Source organism: Paraburkholderia heleia NBRC 101817 (assembly GCF_000739775.1).
GTDB classification, from domain to species: domain Bacteria; phylum Pseudomonadota; class Gammaproteobacteria; order Burkholderiales; family Burkholderiaceae; genus Paraburkholderia; species Paraburkholderia heleia.
This window is the reverse complement of sequence record NZ_BBJH01000002.1, coordinates 79110-93712: the sequence shown is the minus strand read 5'-3', so window position 1 is coordinate 93712 and position 14603 is coordinate 79110. Positions and strand designations below refer to the sequence as shown.

General features: G+C 65.9%; 12 protein-coding genes. 6 read left to right on the top strand and 6 right to left on the bottom strand.

All coding sequences use genetic code 11. The annotated features are described in order from the left end of the window. Positions 1 to 177: 177 nt before the first annotated feature. Complete coding sequence (locus BHE01S_RS01095) at positions 178 to 1323, bottom strand: YncE family protein (protein WP_042259597.1); 1146 nt, start codon at positions 1321 to 1323, stop codon at positions 178 to 180. Between the two features lie 764 nt (positions 1324 to 2087). On the opposite strand from BHE01S_RS01095, the gene BHE01S_RS01090 reads away from it, so the two are divergent. Genes BHE01S_RS01090 through BHE01S_RS01080 form a run of 3 tightly spaced genes read left to right on the top strand, consistent with a single transcriptional unit; the run spans position 2088 to position 6147 of the window. Then, positions 2088 to 3398 (top strand): cytochrome c, encoded by a 1311-nt coding sequence (locus BHE01S_RS01090; RefSeq protein WP_042259926.1) that lies wholly within the window; start codon positions 2088 to 2090, stop codon positions 3396 to 3398. Next, on the top strand, positions 3395 to 3856 hold the full coding sequence (locus BHE01S_RS01085; RefSeq protein WP_042259594.1) for a (2Fe-2S)-binding protein: 462 nt from the start codon (positions 3395 to 3397) through the stop codon (positions 3854 to 3856). Before BHE01S_RS01090 ends, BHE01S_RS01085 begins: the two co-directional genes overlap by 4 nt. After that, complete coding sequence (locus BHE01S_RS01080) at positions 3853 to 6147, top strand: xanthine dehydrogenase family protein molybdopterin-binding subunit (RefSeq protein WP_042259592.1); 2295 nt, start codon at positions 3853 to 3855, stop codon at positions 6145 to 6147. Before BHE01S_RS01085 ends, BHE01S_RS01080 begins: the two co-directional genes overlap by 4 nt. 81 nt (positions 6148 to 6228) lie before the next feature. Here the strand turns inward: BHE01S_RS01080 and BHE01S_RS01075 are convergent, their stop codons facing one another. Next, on the bottom strand, positions 6229 to 6507 hold the full coding sequence (locus BHE01S_RS01075; RefSeq protein ID WP_042259590.1) for a hypothetical protein: 279 nt from the start codon (positions 6505 to 6507) through the stop codon (positions 6229 to 6231). 162 nt (positions 6508 to 6669) lie between these two features. Between BHE01S_RS01075 and BHE01S_RS01070 the strand changes: the two genes are divergently transcribed. Beyond that, positions 6670 to 8085 (top strand): MFS transporter, encoded by a 1416-nt coding sequence (locus BHE01S_RS01070; protein ID WP_042259588.1) that lies wholly within the window; start codon positions 6670 to 6672, stop codon positions 8083 to 8085. Positions 8086 to 8106: 21 nt separating this feature from the next. Next, positions 8107 to 9102: a GlxA family transcriptional regulator gene (locus tag BHE01S_RS01065; RefSeq protein ID WP_042259586.1), complete on the top strand. Its 996-nt coding sequence runs from the start codon at positions 8107 to 8109 to the stop codon at positions 9100 to 9102. 14 nt (positions 9103 to 9116) lie between these two features. Here the strand turns inward: BHE01S_RS01065 and BHE01S_RS01060 are convergent, their stop codons facing one another. Further along, entirely contained in the window at positions 9117 to 10070 is a 954-nt protein-coding gene (locus tag BHE01S_RS01060; RefSeq protein WP_042259924.1) for a GlxA family transcriptional regulator, read from the bottom strand. A 142-nt stretch (positions 10071 to 10212) separates the two neighbouring features. On the opposite strand from BHE01S_RS01060, the gene BHE01S_RS01055 reads away from it, so the two are divergent. Further along, positions 10213 to 11016, top strand: coding sequence for an SDR family NAD(P)-dependent oxidoreductase (locus BHE01S_RS01055; protein ID WP_042259584.1), 804 nt, complete (start codon positions 10213 to 10215; stop codon positions 11014 to 11016). Positions 11017 to 11070: 54 nt separating this feature from the next. Here the strand turns inward: BHE01S_RS01055 and BHE01S_RS01050 are convergent, their stop codons facing one another. Genes BHE01S_RS01050 through BHE01S_RS01040 form a run of 3 tightly spaced genes read right to left on the bottom strand, consistent with a single transcriptional unit; the run spans position 11071 to position 14599 of the window. After that, positions 11071 to 12057, bottom strand: a complete 987-nt coding sequence (locus tag BHE01S_RS01050) for an ABC transporter permease (protein ID WP_042259581.1) — start codon at positions 12055 to 12057, stop codon at positions 11071 to 11073. Then, complete coding sequence (locus BHE01S_RS01045) at positions 12054 to 13034, bottom strand: ABC transporter permease (RefSeq protein ID WP_042259579.1); 981 nt, start codon at positions 13032 to 13034, stop codon at positions 12054 to 12056. The genes BHE01S_RS01050 and BHE01S_RS01045 overlap by 4 nt, the downstream gene beginning before the upstream one ends. After that, positions 13031 to 14599: a sugar ABC transporter ATP-binding protein gene (locus BHE01S_RS01040; protein ID WP_042259578.1), complete on the bottom strand. Its 1569-nt coding sequence runs from the start codon at positions 14597 to 14599 to the stop codon at positions 13031 to 13033. The genes BHE01S_RS01045 and BHE01S_RS01040 overlap by 4 nt, the downstream gene beginning before the upstream one ends. Between the last annotated feature and the right edge of the window lie 4 nt (positions 14600 to 14603).

The following is a 14603-nucleotide window of genomic DNA, read 5'->3' as shown; positions in this document are numbered from 1 at the left end:
GAATAGCCCACGCTTTGTCGTTGTTGCCCCGTAGTCGCCCGCTTGTTGCTTTGAGGCCCGCCATTGCAGTGTGTTGCGATGGTGGGCCGGTTGCATTTCTGGCGTACGCAACGCCTCGCGTTGCGTCTGGTTAAGCCCGTATGCGCAACACGGCCTCCCCATCGCCCGCCTTTACGGCTACTGCGTCGAGAACACCGATATCCCGCCATTCGGGAACGCCGCTGACCCGGGCTGGTACGGCACGAAAACCTCCCCGAGGCCGCCGTCGATACCGACCGAGTGCGCGCCTGTACCCACCGCCACGGTATAGATGAGCTTGCGCGTCGCGCCGTCGATCACACCCATGGTCGGCGTAAAGCCCGAAGACGCCGCAGTGCCGCTCGTAACGTAGTGGCGCGCAGGCAGGAAGTAGCGGTTCGATGCTGGATCATAAGCCACCTGGTCTACGCCGCCGAACGGCACGGACGCGAGTTGCGCGCCTGTATTGCGATCGAGGATCAGCGTAATGAGCGGATCGCCCGCAGAAGGATCGCAGCCAATCAGCACGTCGCTGTTGGGACCGAGCGCAATGCCGGCAGGGCCGCATTTGCCGAGCGGAAACGACTTGCTCACCGCAGGCGCGCCCGACGTGACCGAACTGGCGGTGATCACGTCGAGCTCGCCGTCGGGGTTGGCGGCGGTTCCGTCGTTGTTGATGAGAAAGTTCTTCGAGGCCGGATCGTACACGCAGGCTTCGAGGCCTGAAGAACCGTTGAATACCAGTCTGTTCACGACGGCCTGCGTCGTGGTCGAAATGAAGGTCACGTAGGGCGGCGTGTCGCCGGGGCTCGCAAACATGATGAGATGGTCGTCGGGATCGTAGCAACCTTCATCGACGCGCGAGCCCGAGGTGCTGATGGGAATCGTCTTGACCGTTTGCATCGCGGACGTGTCGACGATCTTCACGCTATCGACGTCCCCTACATACAGCGTATTCGTTCCCGTCACGCCCACGATGCCGTCAGGTCCGGACGCATCGGTGCTCGCGCCCGCGCCGGTGAAGTTGCCCGGAATCTGCGCGAGCAGCGCTTTCGTTCTGGTATCGACGACGTCGACGGACTTGTTGTTGCGATCGGCCAGATAGTACCTGCCCGCTTCTACATAGCTGATGTCGAAACTGAACGCCGGGCTCGTCGTATTGGGCACGGTAATGTTCGAGAGCAGTTTCGGCGCGGACGGTGTAGCCGCAGCCGACGCCGGGTTGGAACTCGAAGAGTCCGAGCCTCCGCAACCGGCAACGGCCACCGTCGCCACAAGTAGAAAGGCCAGTAAGGGTTTATTCATCAGTCGGCTCCTTTGAGCAGCAGAACAGGTGGATCAACACGCGAATACCTCCTGGAATCTGCGGGAGCGGCTCGACGAATCCTCATCGCACTGCGGCTCGCGTCATCCATGTCCTTGAAGCGGCCGAACGGCAGGCTTCGATATGGACGTAAGGATGCGCAAGGAACGGTAACCATGCACAGCAAAAGAAATTGATCGTTTCCATTTAGTACAGCGTATGAATGTATGGCTGTAGAAACTTCTCGACGAATGGAACCCGCGCGCTCAGTAAGTTTCGATTCACTCTTTCATAGCTGGAATGAAACTCAGAATTGATCAGATCAGGGAAATGGGTTCACCGTGCTGCGCCGCGCCATTTCCTGCACTGCAATGCCGCGAGGACCCCGGAGCGCGAGCTTCAGTTCGCCATTGCGGTTTGCTGCGCGGGCACATCGATATGTGGAGTTCGACGCAGCGCGGGTTTGATCCGTGCGAACGACACACGCACGTAAGGTTCGGTTGTGAAGTCGAAAGCGGCATTGGCGGTCATTCGAATATCTGGCCGCCGGAAATGAAATAGAGGCCAGGGAAAAGCCTGACCTCCGTTCTATTCACCGGGAATATCAGCGCGCGGGAATCAGAAGAAAATCACCGCTTTGGCCATTCGGGGTCCAGCATCGTAATACAGTGAAGAACCCGCGGACCAGGCACGTCATTTGCTCGCGATCGAACGGCGCATGCCGATCGCCATGTTGAGCGATGGTCCTCACGGCTCTGGAGGCTCGATGAAAGGCAGGCGGGTACGGATTACCGGAGTGACCGTTGTCCTTCTTGCTCTCGCAGTTGCCTATGGCGGCCGCGTTGCGCGTGCCTGGGAGCGAGGACTTGCACCCGTTGCCGCGCCCTCGCCGCCTGCGGGCGACGCCGAGGCCATCGCGCGCGGCGCGAAGCTCGCGGCCATCGGCAACTGCATGACGTGCCATACCGCGGCGCCCGGCCAACCGCTCGCGGGCGGTCTGCCGCTGCAAACGCCCTTTGGCGTGATCTACTCGACCAATATCACCCCGGACGAGGGCAGTGGCATCGGCGGCTGGTCGCTCGAGGCGTTCACGCGCGCGATGCGGCGCGGTGTTTCGCGCGACGGGCATCTGCTCTATCCCGCATTTCCGTATCCGCACTTCGCGCAAATGAGCGACGCCGATATCGCCGCGCTCTATGCGTGGCTGATGAGCCGCGCGAGCGTCGACGCGCCTACGCCGCACAATACGCTGATTTTTCCATTGGGATTGCGCCCGCTCATGGCAGTGTGGAACCGGCTCTATCTGCCGCCTGAGTCTGCTGCTTCTGCTACGTCTCACGCGTCGAAGGACGCACAGGCACCAGAGGTCGCGCGCGGCCGCTATCTCGTCGAGAGCCTCGGTCATTGCGGCGCGTGCCACACGCCGCTCAATCGTCTCGGCGCCGAGCGCCGCGACCGTGCGTTGCAGGGCGGCACCCTCGAGGGCTGGGACGCGCCTGCGCTGAACGACCTCACGGCACGCCCAAGGCCCTGGACGCAAGCACAGCTAACGGCCTATCTGCGCACCGGCTACGCCAGCGAGCACGGCGCGGCGGCCGGCCCGATGCGCGCCGTGACACGCTCGCTCGGCGACGCGTCTGCCGAAGATGTCGAGGCCATCGCCGCGTACCTGCTGACACTGCAGTCCACCCCGAATGCCGCCGCACCGCCCGCCGCCACCGGCGTCCATGTCTCGACCGCGCCCGCCAACGGCGCTACGCTGTTTGCCGCGGCGTGTGCGTCGTGCCATGGCGAAGGCGCGGCGATGTCGATCGACGGCCATCGTCCGTCACTGTCGCTCTCGACCGCCGTCAACGCCGAAAGCCCGCGCAACATGGTGCGCATCATGCTCGACGGCATCGCCTGGCACGAGAGCGAGGCTGGGTCGTTCATGCCTCCCTTCGCCGGCACCTTCACGGACACGCAGATCGCGGAGCTTGCCAACTACACGCGTGCGCGCTTCAGCGCGCTCGGCCCATGGTCCTCGCTCGACGCGAAGGCGGTGGCGCGTCTTCGCAAGGAAAGCCCATCACGATGATTACGCTCAACGTCAACGGCGTCAGCCATACCGTCGATGCCGATCCGTCCACGCCGCTGCTCTATGTGCTGCGCAACCAGTTGCGGCTCAATGGCGCGAAGTTCGGCTGCGGGCTCGGCCAATGCGGCGCATGCACGGTGAGCGTGGGCGGCGAACCGGTGTTCTCGTGCCTGCTGCCGGTCGCGGCCGTGGGCGAGCGGCCGGTGCGCACCGTCGAAGGACTCGGCAGCGCGGATCATCCGGGGCCGCTGCAGCAGGCCTTTATCGATCAGCAGGCCGCACAATGCGGGTACTGCATCGCGGGCATGATCATGCGTGCGCAAACACTTCTGGAGCGCACGCCGCGCGCTACCGACGACGAAATTCGCCGCTACATGCAGCCGAATTTGTGCCGCTGCGGCACGCATATGCGCATCCTCGCGGCAATCCGGCAAGTGGCGGCGGGCACGCAGTCATGAGCCGCACCCGCCCCTCTCCTTCGTTCGACCCTTGTGGCCCCGACGATGCCGCGCGCCGCCGCTTCCTCGTGGGCGGCTCGCTGATGGTGAGCTTCGCCATCGTGCCCGGCATGGCCGCACTCGCGCAAACCGCCACCGAAGCGGGCACCTTCCACGCGAGCGCCCCGAAGCTGTCGGGCAGCCTCAAGACCACGCCATCGCTCGACGCGTGGATCAAGGTCGGACCCGACGGCCACGTGAGCGTGTTCACGGGCAAGGTGGAACTGGGCACCGGCATTCGCACGGCGCTCCTGCAACTCGCCGCCGAAGAACTCGACCTCGCGCCCCATGCAGTCGAACTGATCACGGCCGATACGGCCGCCACGCCAAACGAAGGCTACACGGCAGGCAGCCACACGATGGCGGACAGCGGCACGGCCATCCTCAACGCGGCAGCCCAGGTGCGCACGCTGCTCGTCGAAAGCGCGGCGGCGCAGTTGGGCGTCGATGCTGCGGCGCTCTCCACGCGCGACGGCGCGATCCTCGCCGCCGACGGCAGGCGCGTGACCTATGGCGAAGCGGTGCAGCACGCCAACCTGCATCAGGACGCGCAGCCCAACGCCGCGAAAAAGCCGCCCGCGCATTACGCCGTGATCGGGCGCACGCTGCCGCGCGTGGACATTCCGGGCAAGGTAACGGGCGGCGCGAGCTATGTGCAGGACCTGCGGTTCGCCGGCATGCTGCATGCGCGCGTCGTGAGGCCGCCCTCCTATGGCGCGCGGCTCGTTAGCGTCGATACCGCGCGCGTGACGGCGCTGCCTGGCGTCGTCAAGGTCGTGCGCAACGGCGATTACCTGGCCGTGGTCGCCGACGACGAATGGCGCGCCATCGTCGCCATGCGAGAACTCGCGCTTGCGGCGCAGTGGCAGCCGGGCCCTCCGCTGCCCGATCCGGCCAGCATTCACGCGTTTCTCATGAACCTGCCCGCACAGGAAATCGTAGTGGCGGACCAGGGTGCGCCCGCCGGACAGCCGGCGGCGACGTTGCAAGCCCGCTATTCGAAGCCCTATTTGACGCACGGATCGATTGGGCCTTCGTGCGCGCTCGCGCAACTCGACAACGGCGTCATGACGGTCTGGACGCACACGCAAGGCGTCTATCCGCTGCGCGCGGGCATTGCCGAAATGCTCGGCATGCCGCGCGAGAAGGTGCGCTGCGTGCACGTAGAAGGTTCGGGCTGCTACGGACACAATGGTGCGGACGACGCCGCCGGTGACGCCGCGCTCATCGCACACGAGCTGCCCGGCCACCCGGTGCGCGTGCAGTTCATGCGCGAGCAGGAACACATGTGGGAGCCGTTCGGTCCCGCGATGACCGTGGATGCGCGCGCGTCGCTCGATGCCGGCGGCTCGATCGTCGCCTGGCAATACGAACTATGGAGCAATACCCATAACAACCGCATCGAGAACGCGGGCCGGCTCTTGCCTGCGCAGCTGCTCGCACCACCCTTCATGCCCGCGCCGCCCAAGCCGATTCCCATGCCGGAAGGCGGCGGCGACCGCAACAGCATTCCGCTTTACCGCGTGCCGAGGCTGCACGTCCAGCATCATTTCCTTCCCGCCATGCCGATACGCGTTTCGGCGATGCGCTCGCTCGGCGCGCATATGAACGTGTTCGCCATCGAAAGCTTTATCGACGAGCTTGCGGGTGCCGCGCAAGCGGACCCTGTCGCGTTCCGTCTCAAGCATCTCGACGATCCGCGCGCGCAAGCCGTCATCCAGGCCGTGGCCGGTCGATTCGGCTGGCGTGCGCATGCCGCGCGCGCGACGCACCCCGACGTACGCGCTCCCGGATCCGGCTTTGCCTTCGCCCAATACAAGAACCTGATGGCCTACCTTGCCATTGCCATGGACGTGACCGTCATGCGCGATACCGGCGAGGTGCGTATCGAGCGCGTCGTTGCGGCCATCGACTGCGGCCAGATCGTGAATCCGGATGGCGTGCGCAACCAGGTCGAAGGCGGCATATTGCAGTCGACCAGCTGGACGCTCTATGAACAAACGCATTTTGACCGTGAACGTATTACGAGCTTCGACTGGAGCACTTACCCGATCATGCGCTTCGCGTCGGTCCCGAGGCGCGTGGAGGTTCTGCTGATCGACCGCCCCGGCCTGCCGTTCCTCGGCGTGGGCGAAGCGGCGCAAGGACCGGCCGCGGCGGCGCTCGCCAACGCGATTGCCGACGCGACCGGCGTGAGAATCCGCGAGTTGCCGCTGCTCGCGCCGGAGTCGCGCAATGCGCTCAAGGCATAGCGAAACCGCAATGCGGCCGGCAAGTTACGTTTCCCCAAACTAAAAATTTCATTCCAGGGCTCGTTATGAACGTGAACACACCTAATGCTTTTTAGGCGACAGCGGCTGGTCGAGGCCCGGTTCGACCGGCGTGGGCACCGCGTCGCCCAGCGGCCTGGAAATATCGTTGTGCGGCGCCCGCTCTGCCTCGCCTGGGTCCTCGCACGCCTCCTCCGTTGGCAAAGTCTTTGGTGGCAACGGCTGATCGAGACCCGGCTCGGTGGGGGCAGGCACAGCGTCCCCAACTGGCTTGGGCAGATCCGTGCCGCGCGGTTCCGGTGCGTCGTCGGGATGAACGGACTCGTCGGACTGGTTGCTCATCGTATTGACCTCCCTTCGCGATGAATCTCGCATGGTCCATGCCAGATCATGCAGGGAACGTGCCAGCGGAAGATGGGCCAACTTCAGTAGAATGAGGGACACTCCGCGCCGAATCCGGCGGCCGACGAAGAATCACGCCCGGAAATTCCTGGAACACGCCTGATGCCGCACGCCCTCGATCGCCGCACCGCCGTCGCATTCCTTGTGGCCGCAACGTTCTTCATGGAGAACCTCGACGCCACGGTCATCACGACCTCGCTGCCCATCATCGCGCGCGACTTTCACACGGCGCCCGCGTATCTCTCGATCGGCGTCTCCGCCTATCTCGTCGCGCTGACGATGTTCATCCCCGTGAGCGGCTGGTTCGCCGAGCGCTTCGGCGCGCGGCGCGTGTTCGCCACGGCCATCGCCGTGTTCAGCGCGGCCTCGCTGCTGTGCGCGTCGAGTACGGGCCTGTTCGCCTTCACCGCCGCGCGCGTACTGCAGGGGCTGGGCGGCGCGATGATGGTGCCGGTGGGCCGGCTCGTCGTGCTGCGCGACACGCCGAAGCACGAGATCGTGCGCGCCATTGCGATCCTCACCTGGCCCGCGCTGGTCGCGCCGATTCTCGGGCCGCCGCTCGGCGGCTGGATCAGCACGCATTGGAGCTGGCACTGGATCTTCCTGCTCAACCTGCCGCTCGGGGTGGCTGCGCTCGCGGCCGCCCTGCTGCTCCTGCGCGACGAGCACACGCAACCGCGCCGCTTCGATACCTTCGGCTTCGTGCTGAGCGGCCTCGGCTTTGCGTTCGTCATGAGCGGCATCGAGATGGCGAGCCGCTCCGACGTCACCGCGCCCGTGTCGATCGGAACGTGCGTGGCGGGCATCGCGCTATTGGCGGCGGCCGTCGTGCATTTGCGGCGCGTGGCGCATCCGCTGTTCGATCTCGCGCCTGTGAAGATCAACACGTTTCGCGTGACCGTGTTCGGCGGTTCGCTTTTTCGCACGGCCATCGGCACCGCGCCGTTTCTGCTGCCGCTCATGTTCCAGGTGGCCTTCGGGTGGAGCGCCGTAGCATCCGGCGCGCTGCTGCTATGGCTGTTCGCCGGCAATCTGTGCATGAAGCCGGGCACCACGTGGGTCATGAACCGCTTCGGCTTTCGCGCCGTGCTGATCGGCAACGGCGCGCTGGTTGCGCTCGGCTTCGCGGGCTTCACGCTGCTCGGAGCGGATACACCGCGCGTCGTCGTGGCCGCCTTGCTATTTTTCAGCGGCCTCGTGCGCTCGATGCAGTTCACCGCGCTGAACACAATCGGTTTCGCAGACGTGCCCCAGGCGCAGATGCGCGACGCGACGACACTCTTCTCCGTCCTGCAGCAGATGAACGCCGGCATGGGGATCGCCGTGGGCGCGCTGGCGCTTTCGGTTGCCGAGGCGCTGCGCGGCACCCATGCGGGGACGGCGGGCGCGGCCGACTTCCATCTCGCGTTCTGGTTCATCACGGCGCTAGCGGCGCTGGGCGTGGCCGACAGCCTGCTGCTGCCGCGCAGCGCGGGCGCGCATATTCTCGCGCGACGCCAGCGCGCCTCCAATCCCTGACTTCGTTCTTCCTTCAACACGATGCTGACCGTTGCGCTTCTCGTCTTCCCCGGCGTCCAGGCACTCGACGTGTTCGGGCCCACCGACGTCTTCTCGGAGGCCAATCGCCTGCTGCCGCCCGAGGCGCAATACCAGCTCGAACTGATCGCAACGGAACGCGACACCGTGCGCTGCTCGAGCGGCGTGCGCATCGGCGCGGACCGCTACTTCGGCGAGGCAGGCGGCTGTTACGATTTGCTGCTCGTCGCGGGCGGCCCCTCGCTCGTGGAGCAGCCGCTTGCCGACGCGGCGCATGCATGGCTGCGCGAAGCCAGCGCGCGCGCCCGGCGCTTCGGTTCCATCTGCAACGGTGCGCTTACGCTGGGCCGCGCGGGCTTGCTCGACGGACGCACCGTAACGACGCACTGGAACGACGCGGCCGCGCTCGCCGCGATGTGCCCAACGGCGAAGGTCGAATTCGACCGCATCTTCATACAGGACGGCAGTCTCTATACCTCGGCGGGCGTGACGGCGGGAATTGACCTCTCGTTGTACCTGCTGGCTCAGGATCACGGTCCCGAAATCGCGCTGAAAGTGGCGCGACGGCTCGTGGTGTTCGTGCAGCGCGCGGGCGGCCAGTCGCAGTTCAGCCCGTATCTCACGCCCTACGCGGAGGCGACGTCGCCCATTGCCCAGGTGCAACAGCACGTGCTCGGGCATCTGAATGAAGATCTGGGCGTGGAGGTGCTCGCCGGCATTGCGAAGATGAGCAAGCGCAACTTCGCCCGAATCTTCGTGCGCGACACCCACGTGACGCCCGCCGAATTCGTCGAAAGCGCACGCATCGACGCGGCGCGCGTAATGCTGGAAAACAGCACGGCGCCGTTGAAAACCGTAGCCTTTCGATGTGGCATGCGTGACGCCGACCATTTGCGCGTTGCCTTCAAGCGCAAGCTGGGCACCACGCCGCAGCAATATCGCGCGCACTTCAGCGCTGTCACGGCCAGGGCAAAACGCACTGCAAAAGCCGATACGTAGCCGCGCCGCTGCGCCTATGCTCCCTCGCGCACTTCGCGCCGCACCGCCTGCGGCGGCACGCCAAAGCCGCGCACGAACGCCTCGCGCATATGCCGCCGGTCACGAAAGCCGGTCTCACGTGCGATGACATCGAGCGGGTGCGTGCTCTGCTCGATCATGAGCCGCGCCGCCTCCAGGCGCAGGGCCTCCACGGCGCGCGCGGGCGACTGCCCCGTTTCCGCCGTGAACACACGGCTGAACTGGCGCGGGCTCAGGTGCACAGCCTCAGCGAGTTGTTCGACCGTGAGCGCGCGGCTCAGGTTGCGGCGCGCATAGTCGAGGGCGTTCTGGATGCGGTCCGATTTCGGCGCGAGCGCGAGCATTTCGGAATGCTGCGACTGGCCGCCCGAGCGCCGCTGATGCATGACGAGCTTGTGCGCAACCGAGCGCGCCACTTCCGCGCCGAGGTCGCGCTCGACCATGGCGAGCGCGAGATCGAGCCCCGCCGTCATGCCCGCCGAAGTCCAGACCGGCCCGTCGACGATATAGATGCGGTCGTCTTCCACGCGAACGTCGGGAAAGCGCTGCTGTAGATCGCGCGCGTAGTACCAGTGCATCGTGGCGCGGCGGCCGTCGAGCAGACCCGCCTCGGCCAGCACGAAGCCGCCCGTGCAGATGCCCGCCACCCGGCGCGCGCGGCCGCTCGCGCGGCGCAGGAACGCCAGCAGCGCGGGCGCTGCCGACACCGCAAGCGGGTCGTTCACGCCCGCCACGACCCAGGTGTCCACGCGGCTGCGCGCGGGCGCGGGTGCGCGCTGCGTGTCCACGCTCATGCCGAGCGACGAACGAATCGCGCCGCCCTCCACCGAATAGTTCCCGATCGCGTAGAACGGCGAGCCCGCCACCGTATTCGCGTATTCGAAAACGCTTTGGGTCGCGAGCGCCATCACCTGGAACCCGTCGCTCAGCAGATAGCCGATGCGGTGCATGTCCTGCTCCTGTCGCTGCATGTCCTGAAACACGACCTTATACGTCATTTGCGACACGGTCAATCGCGGCCAGAATGCACTCACAGCAGCGCCACCTGCACGTTACCTAACCACGCGCGCCGCTACGCAAAGGAGCTTGATCATGAACCAGCACACTCATCGCGGCACCGCCCTCGTCACCGGCGCATCGTCGGGTATCGGCGCCGTATACGCGGCGGAACTCGCGCGCCGGGGCTACGACCTCGTGCTCGTCGCGCGCAATCGCGAGCGGCTTGCCGCGCTCGCCGGGCGCATCACGAGCGACACCCGGCGCGACGTGGAAGTGCTCGCCGCCGATCTCAACGACCGCAACGATCTCGCCGCCGTCGAAGCGCGCGTGCGCGACGACGCCAGCCTCACGCTGCTCGTCAACAACGCGGGCATCGGCACGCACACGCCGCTCGTGGAGAGCAATGTCGACTACATGACGCGCATGATCGAGCTGAACGTCACTGCGCTCACGCGGCTCACGTATGCGGCCGTGCCCGGTTTCGTCGCACGCGGCCACGGCGCGATCATCAACATCGCCTCCATCGTGAGCATCGCGCCCGAGATCCTCAACGGCGTGTATGGGGGCACCAAGGCCTTCGTGCTCGCGTTCAGCCAGTCGCTGCATCACGAACTCGCCGACAAGGGCATCCAGGTGCAGGCGGTACTGCCCGGCGCCACGGCGACGGAATTCTGGGAGACGGGCGGCCTGCCGCTCGAACATCTCGACAGCGCGATCGTGATGTCCGCCGCGGACATGGTGAGCGCCGCCCTCACCGGCTTCGAGCGCGGCGAAATCGTGACGATTCCTTCGCTGCACGACGTGGAGCAATGGAACGCGTTCGAGACGGCTCGCCGCGCGATGTCCGCGCAGCTGTCCAGCAACACGCCGGCGCCGCGCTATCGCATCGCGCAGTGACGTTCCGGTTCGATCGGATGGATTGAGTGTGAAGCGGGGGCTCGCCCCCGCGCCCTACACTTCCCGCTTGCTGCGCCCGTACAGCAGCAGCATCGCGGCGATCACCACGCCGTAGATGATCTGGCGCCCCGCCTCCGGCATCTGCGCGACCGAGAGAATGGACTGCAGCAGCGTGATGAGAATCGCGCCGGCAACGGTGCCGAGGTACGAGCCGCGGCCGCCCAGAATGGACGTGCCGCCCAGCACCACCGCGGCGATCGCGGGCAGCAGGTAAGCGTCGCCCATCGACTGCGCCGCCTTCGACGCATACCCCGCGAGCAGCACGCCGCCGAACGCGGCGAAAGCGCTGCACACGGCGAACGCGGCCACGGTCACGAGCCGCGTGTCGATGCCGGAAAGATACGCCGCGCGCTCGGTGTTGCCGATCGCGTACAGCGTGCGCCCGAAGGTCGTGCGCGAGAGCAGGAACATCGTCGCGGCCCCGACCACCACCCACAGCGCCACGGCATTCGGCACGCCCGGCACGAGCCAGCCCGCGGCAAGCCAGCGCATGACGTGCGGCGCGGAATCCTGCGGCGACGAGCCGCCCGTATAGACGATCATGATGCCTTGCGCGACCGCGTTGGTCGCGAGCGTCGCGATCATCGAAGGAATGCGCAGGAGTGCGACGAGAATGCCGTTGACGATGCCGATCAGCACGCCGCAGCCGATGCCGACCGGAATCGCGAGAATCTGCCCGAGTTCGCCGTGCCCCGCCACGGCGCACGCCATCATGGCGCCGACCGTGATCGTCCACGGCAGCGACAGGTCGATGTGGCCGAGCAGGATCACCATCATCAGCCCGGTCGCGATAATGCCGAGAAACGCGCCGACCTTCAGTTGCAGCAGGATGTACTCGGGCGATGTGAAATTGCGCGAAAACATCCCGCCGACGAGCAGCAGCGCAACGATGCACCCGAACGAGATCAGAATCGGCTTGTCGATCCTGCGCGTGAGCCTCGACACAAAGGTGGCCCGGGTGCCTGCAGAAACGCCGCTCATTGGAACCACTCCAGACGGTTGCGCACCCTGAACAGCCCGCACGCGCCGATCGCGACGGCAAGGAGGAGAATCACGCCCTGGAATAGCGGCTGCCAGAGCGCGTCGACGTTGAACACGAACAGCAGGTCGCCGATGGAACGGAACGCAAACGCGCCGAAGATCGCGCCGATCGCGCTGCCCTTGCCGCCGAGCAGCGACACGCCGCCGATCACCACAGCCGCAATCGAAAAGAGCGTGTACGAGTTCGCGCTGCCGAGGCTCGCTTCGCCGGTGTCGGTAAAGAAGGTCAGAAAGAGGCCGCCTATCGCGGCGAGCAGGCCCGCCAGCGTGTAGCTCGCGAACTTCGCGCGGCGGATCGGCATGCCGGAGAGGAACGCCGCGGGCTCGGACGAGCCGGTCGCATACGCCGCACGCCCCACCGCCGAGCGTTTGAAAGGAATCCAGACGATCACCACGGCCGCGATCAGAATCAGCAGGCTCGCCGGCACGATGCCCGCGACCTTGCCGGTCAGGGCGTCGGCAAGATCGTCGTTGATCGTGCCGCCGGGAACGGGGCGCAGCAGCAGCGCAATGCCGTAGAACACGGCGCCCGTTGCGATCGTCGTCACGATCGGCTGCAGACGGCCGAAAATGATGATTACGCCATTGAGCGCGCCGCACAACGCGCCTGCCGCGAGCACACCGACGATGCCGAGCGCGCTGTGCAGCGCGTCGCCCGTGACGATCCACGAGCCGATGCAGTTCGTCAGCACGAGCATCATGCCGATCGAGAGATCGATGCCGGCCGTGAGCACGACGAGCGCTTGCCCCATCGACACCAGCGCGAGCAACACCGCCTTGTTCGCGGCTGTCTGAAACACGTTCGCCGATAGACTCGACGGGTAGTTGAAGAGGTAAATCGCGAACATCAGCACGAACAGGCCGAACGCGAACGCCGTCCCGCGATTTTCCGCATACCAGTAACGCAGCCCGCTCATGGCGCGACTCCCGTGGAAGGCGAACCCTGCGCGACCTGTCCGCTTTGTCCAACCGGCAGGTCCAGTGCGCTGGCGATCAGGTTCTGCTCGGTGATCGCCGGGCCGACGAGTTCCTTCTTGATCCTGCCTTCGTACAGCACGAGCACGCGATCGCAGCAGCCGATCAGCTCGTCGTAGTCGGTCGAATAGAACAGGATCGCCGCGCCTTCGTCGGCGAGACGCCTGAGCAACTGATAAAGCTCCTGTTTCGTGCCCACGTCGATGCCGCGCGTCGGGTCGCTGAGCAACAAGATTCTGGGCTTGCGGATCAGCCACTTCGCGATGACCACCTTCTGCTGGTTGCCGCCCGACAGCGAGCCCACGGGCGCATCCACGCCGTGCGACTTGATCGCGAGGAGTTCCATCATCCGGTCGACGAACGACTGCTGGCGATTGCGATCGATCACGCCGGCAGTCGACATGCAATCGAGCGCGGCAAACGAGAGGTTCTCGCGCACCGACATCGGCAGCATCAGGCCTTCGGTCTTGCGGTCCTCCGGTATCAGCGCCATGCCGATTCCTTTCGCGCGTGCGGCAACCGGGCTGCCGATCGACACCGCCTTGCCGTCGATCTCGATCCTGCCCGCACAGCCGCGCAACACGCCGAACAGCGCGAGCAGCAGTTCGCGTTGCCCCTGCCCGTCGAGTCCGCCCAGCCCGAGAATTTCACCGGGCTTGAGCGAGAAGCTGATGCCCCGCAGCGTGTCGCTCCACGCGAGATCGTGACAGGCAAGCACCGGCTTGCGCCCGGCCTTTTCCACGGGCTTCTCGGGGAAAACATGCTGGTACGTCCGGCCGATCATCATTTCGACGACCTCATTATCCGAGCGCGTGCCCGCCTCGAAGCTCATCACGTGACGGCCATTGCGATACACCGTGCATTCGTCGGCGAGCGCCTTCACCTCGTGCATGCGATGCGAAATGAAGAGCAGCGCCAGCCCCTCCTCACGCAGACGCTTGAGCACGTCGATCACGCGCGCCACGTCGGCGGCAGTCAACGCCGACGTCGCCTCGTCGAGGATCAGGATGCGCGGTTCGTGCGCGAGCCCCTTGGCCAGCTCGACCATCTGCTGGCGCGACAGCGGCAGGTCGCGCACTTTCGCGAGCGGATCGATGTCGGCCGCGCCCGCGCGGGCCAGCGCTTCCTCGGCCTGGCGGCGCTGGGCCCGGCGGTCGATCATGCCGAAGCGGCGCGGCGGGTTCGAAGCGAAGATGTTGTCGGCCACGCTCAGGTCGGGGATCAGCGAAAGCTCCTGATACACGCAGACAATGCCGGCCGCGTTCGCCTCGGCGGGCGAGGCGAACGAGACCTCACGGCCGTCGAAGTGCATCACGCCCTCATCCGGCTGCACCACCCCGGACATCACCTTCAGCAGCGTCGACTTGCCTGCGCCGTTCTCGCCGAGGATCGCGTGAATGCGGCCGCTGCGCACGGCGAGGTCCGCATGATCCAGCGCCACCGCGCCGCCATAGCTTTTCGACACGCCAGACATCTGAAAGAACGGCTGCCCTGCATCCTGCTGCATGCTT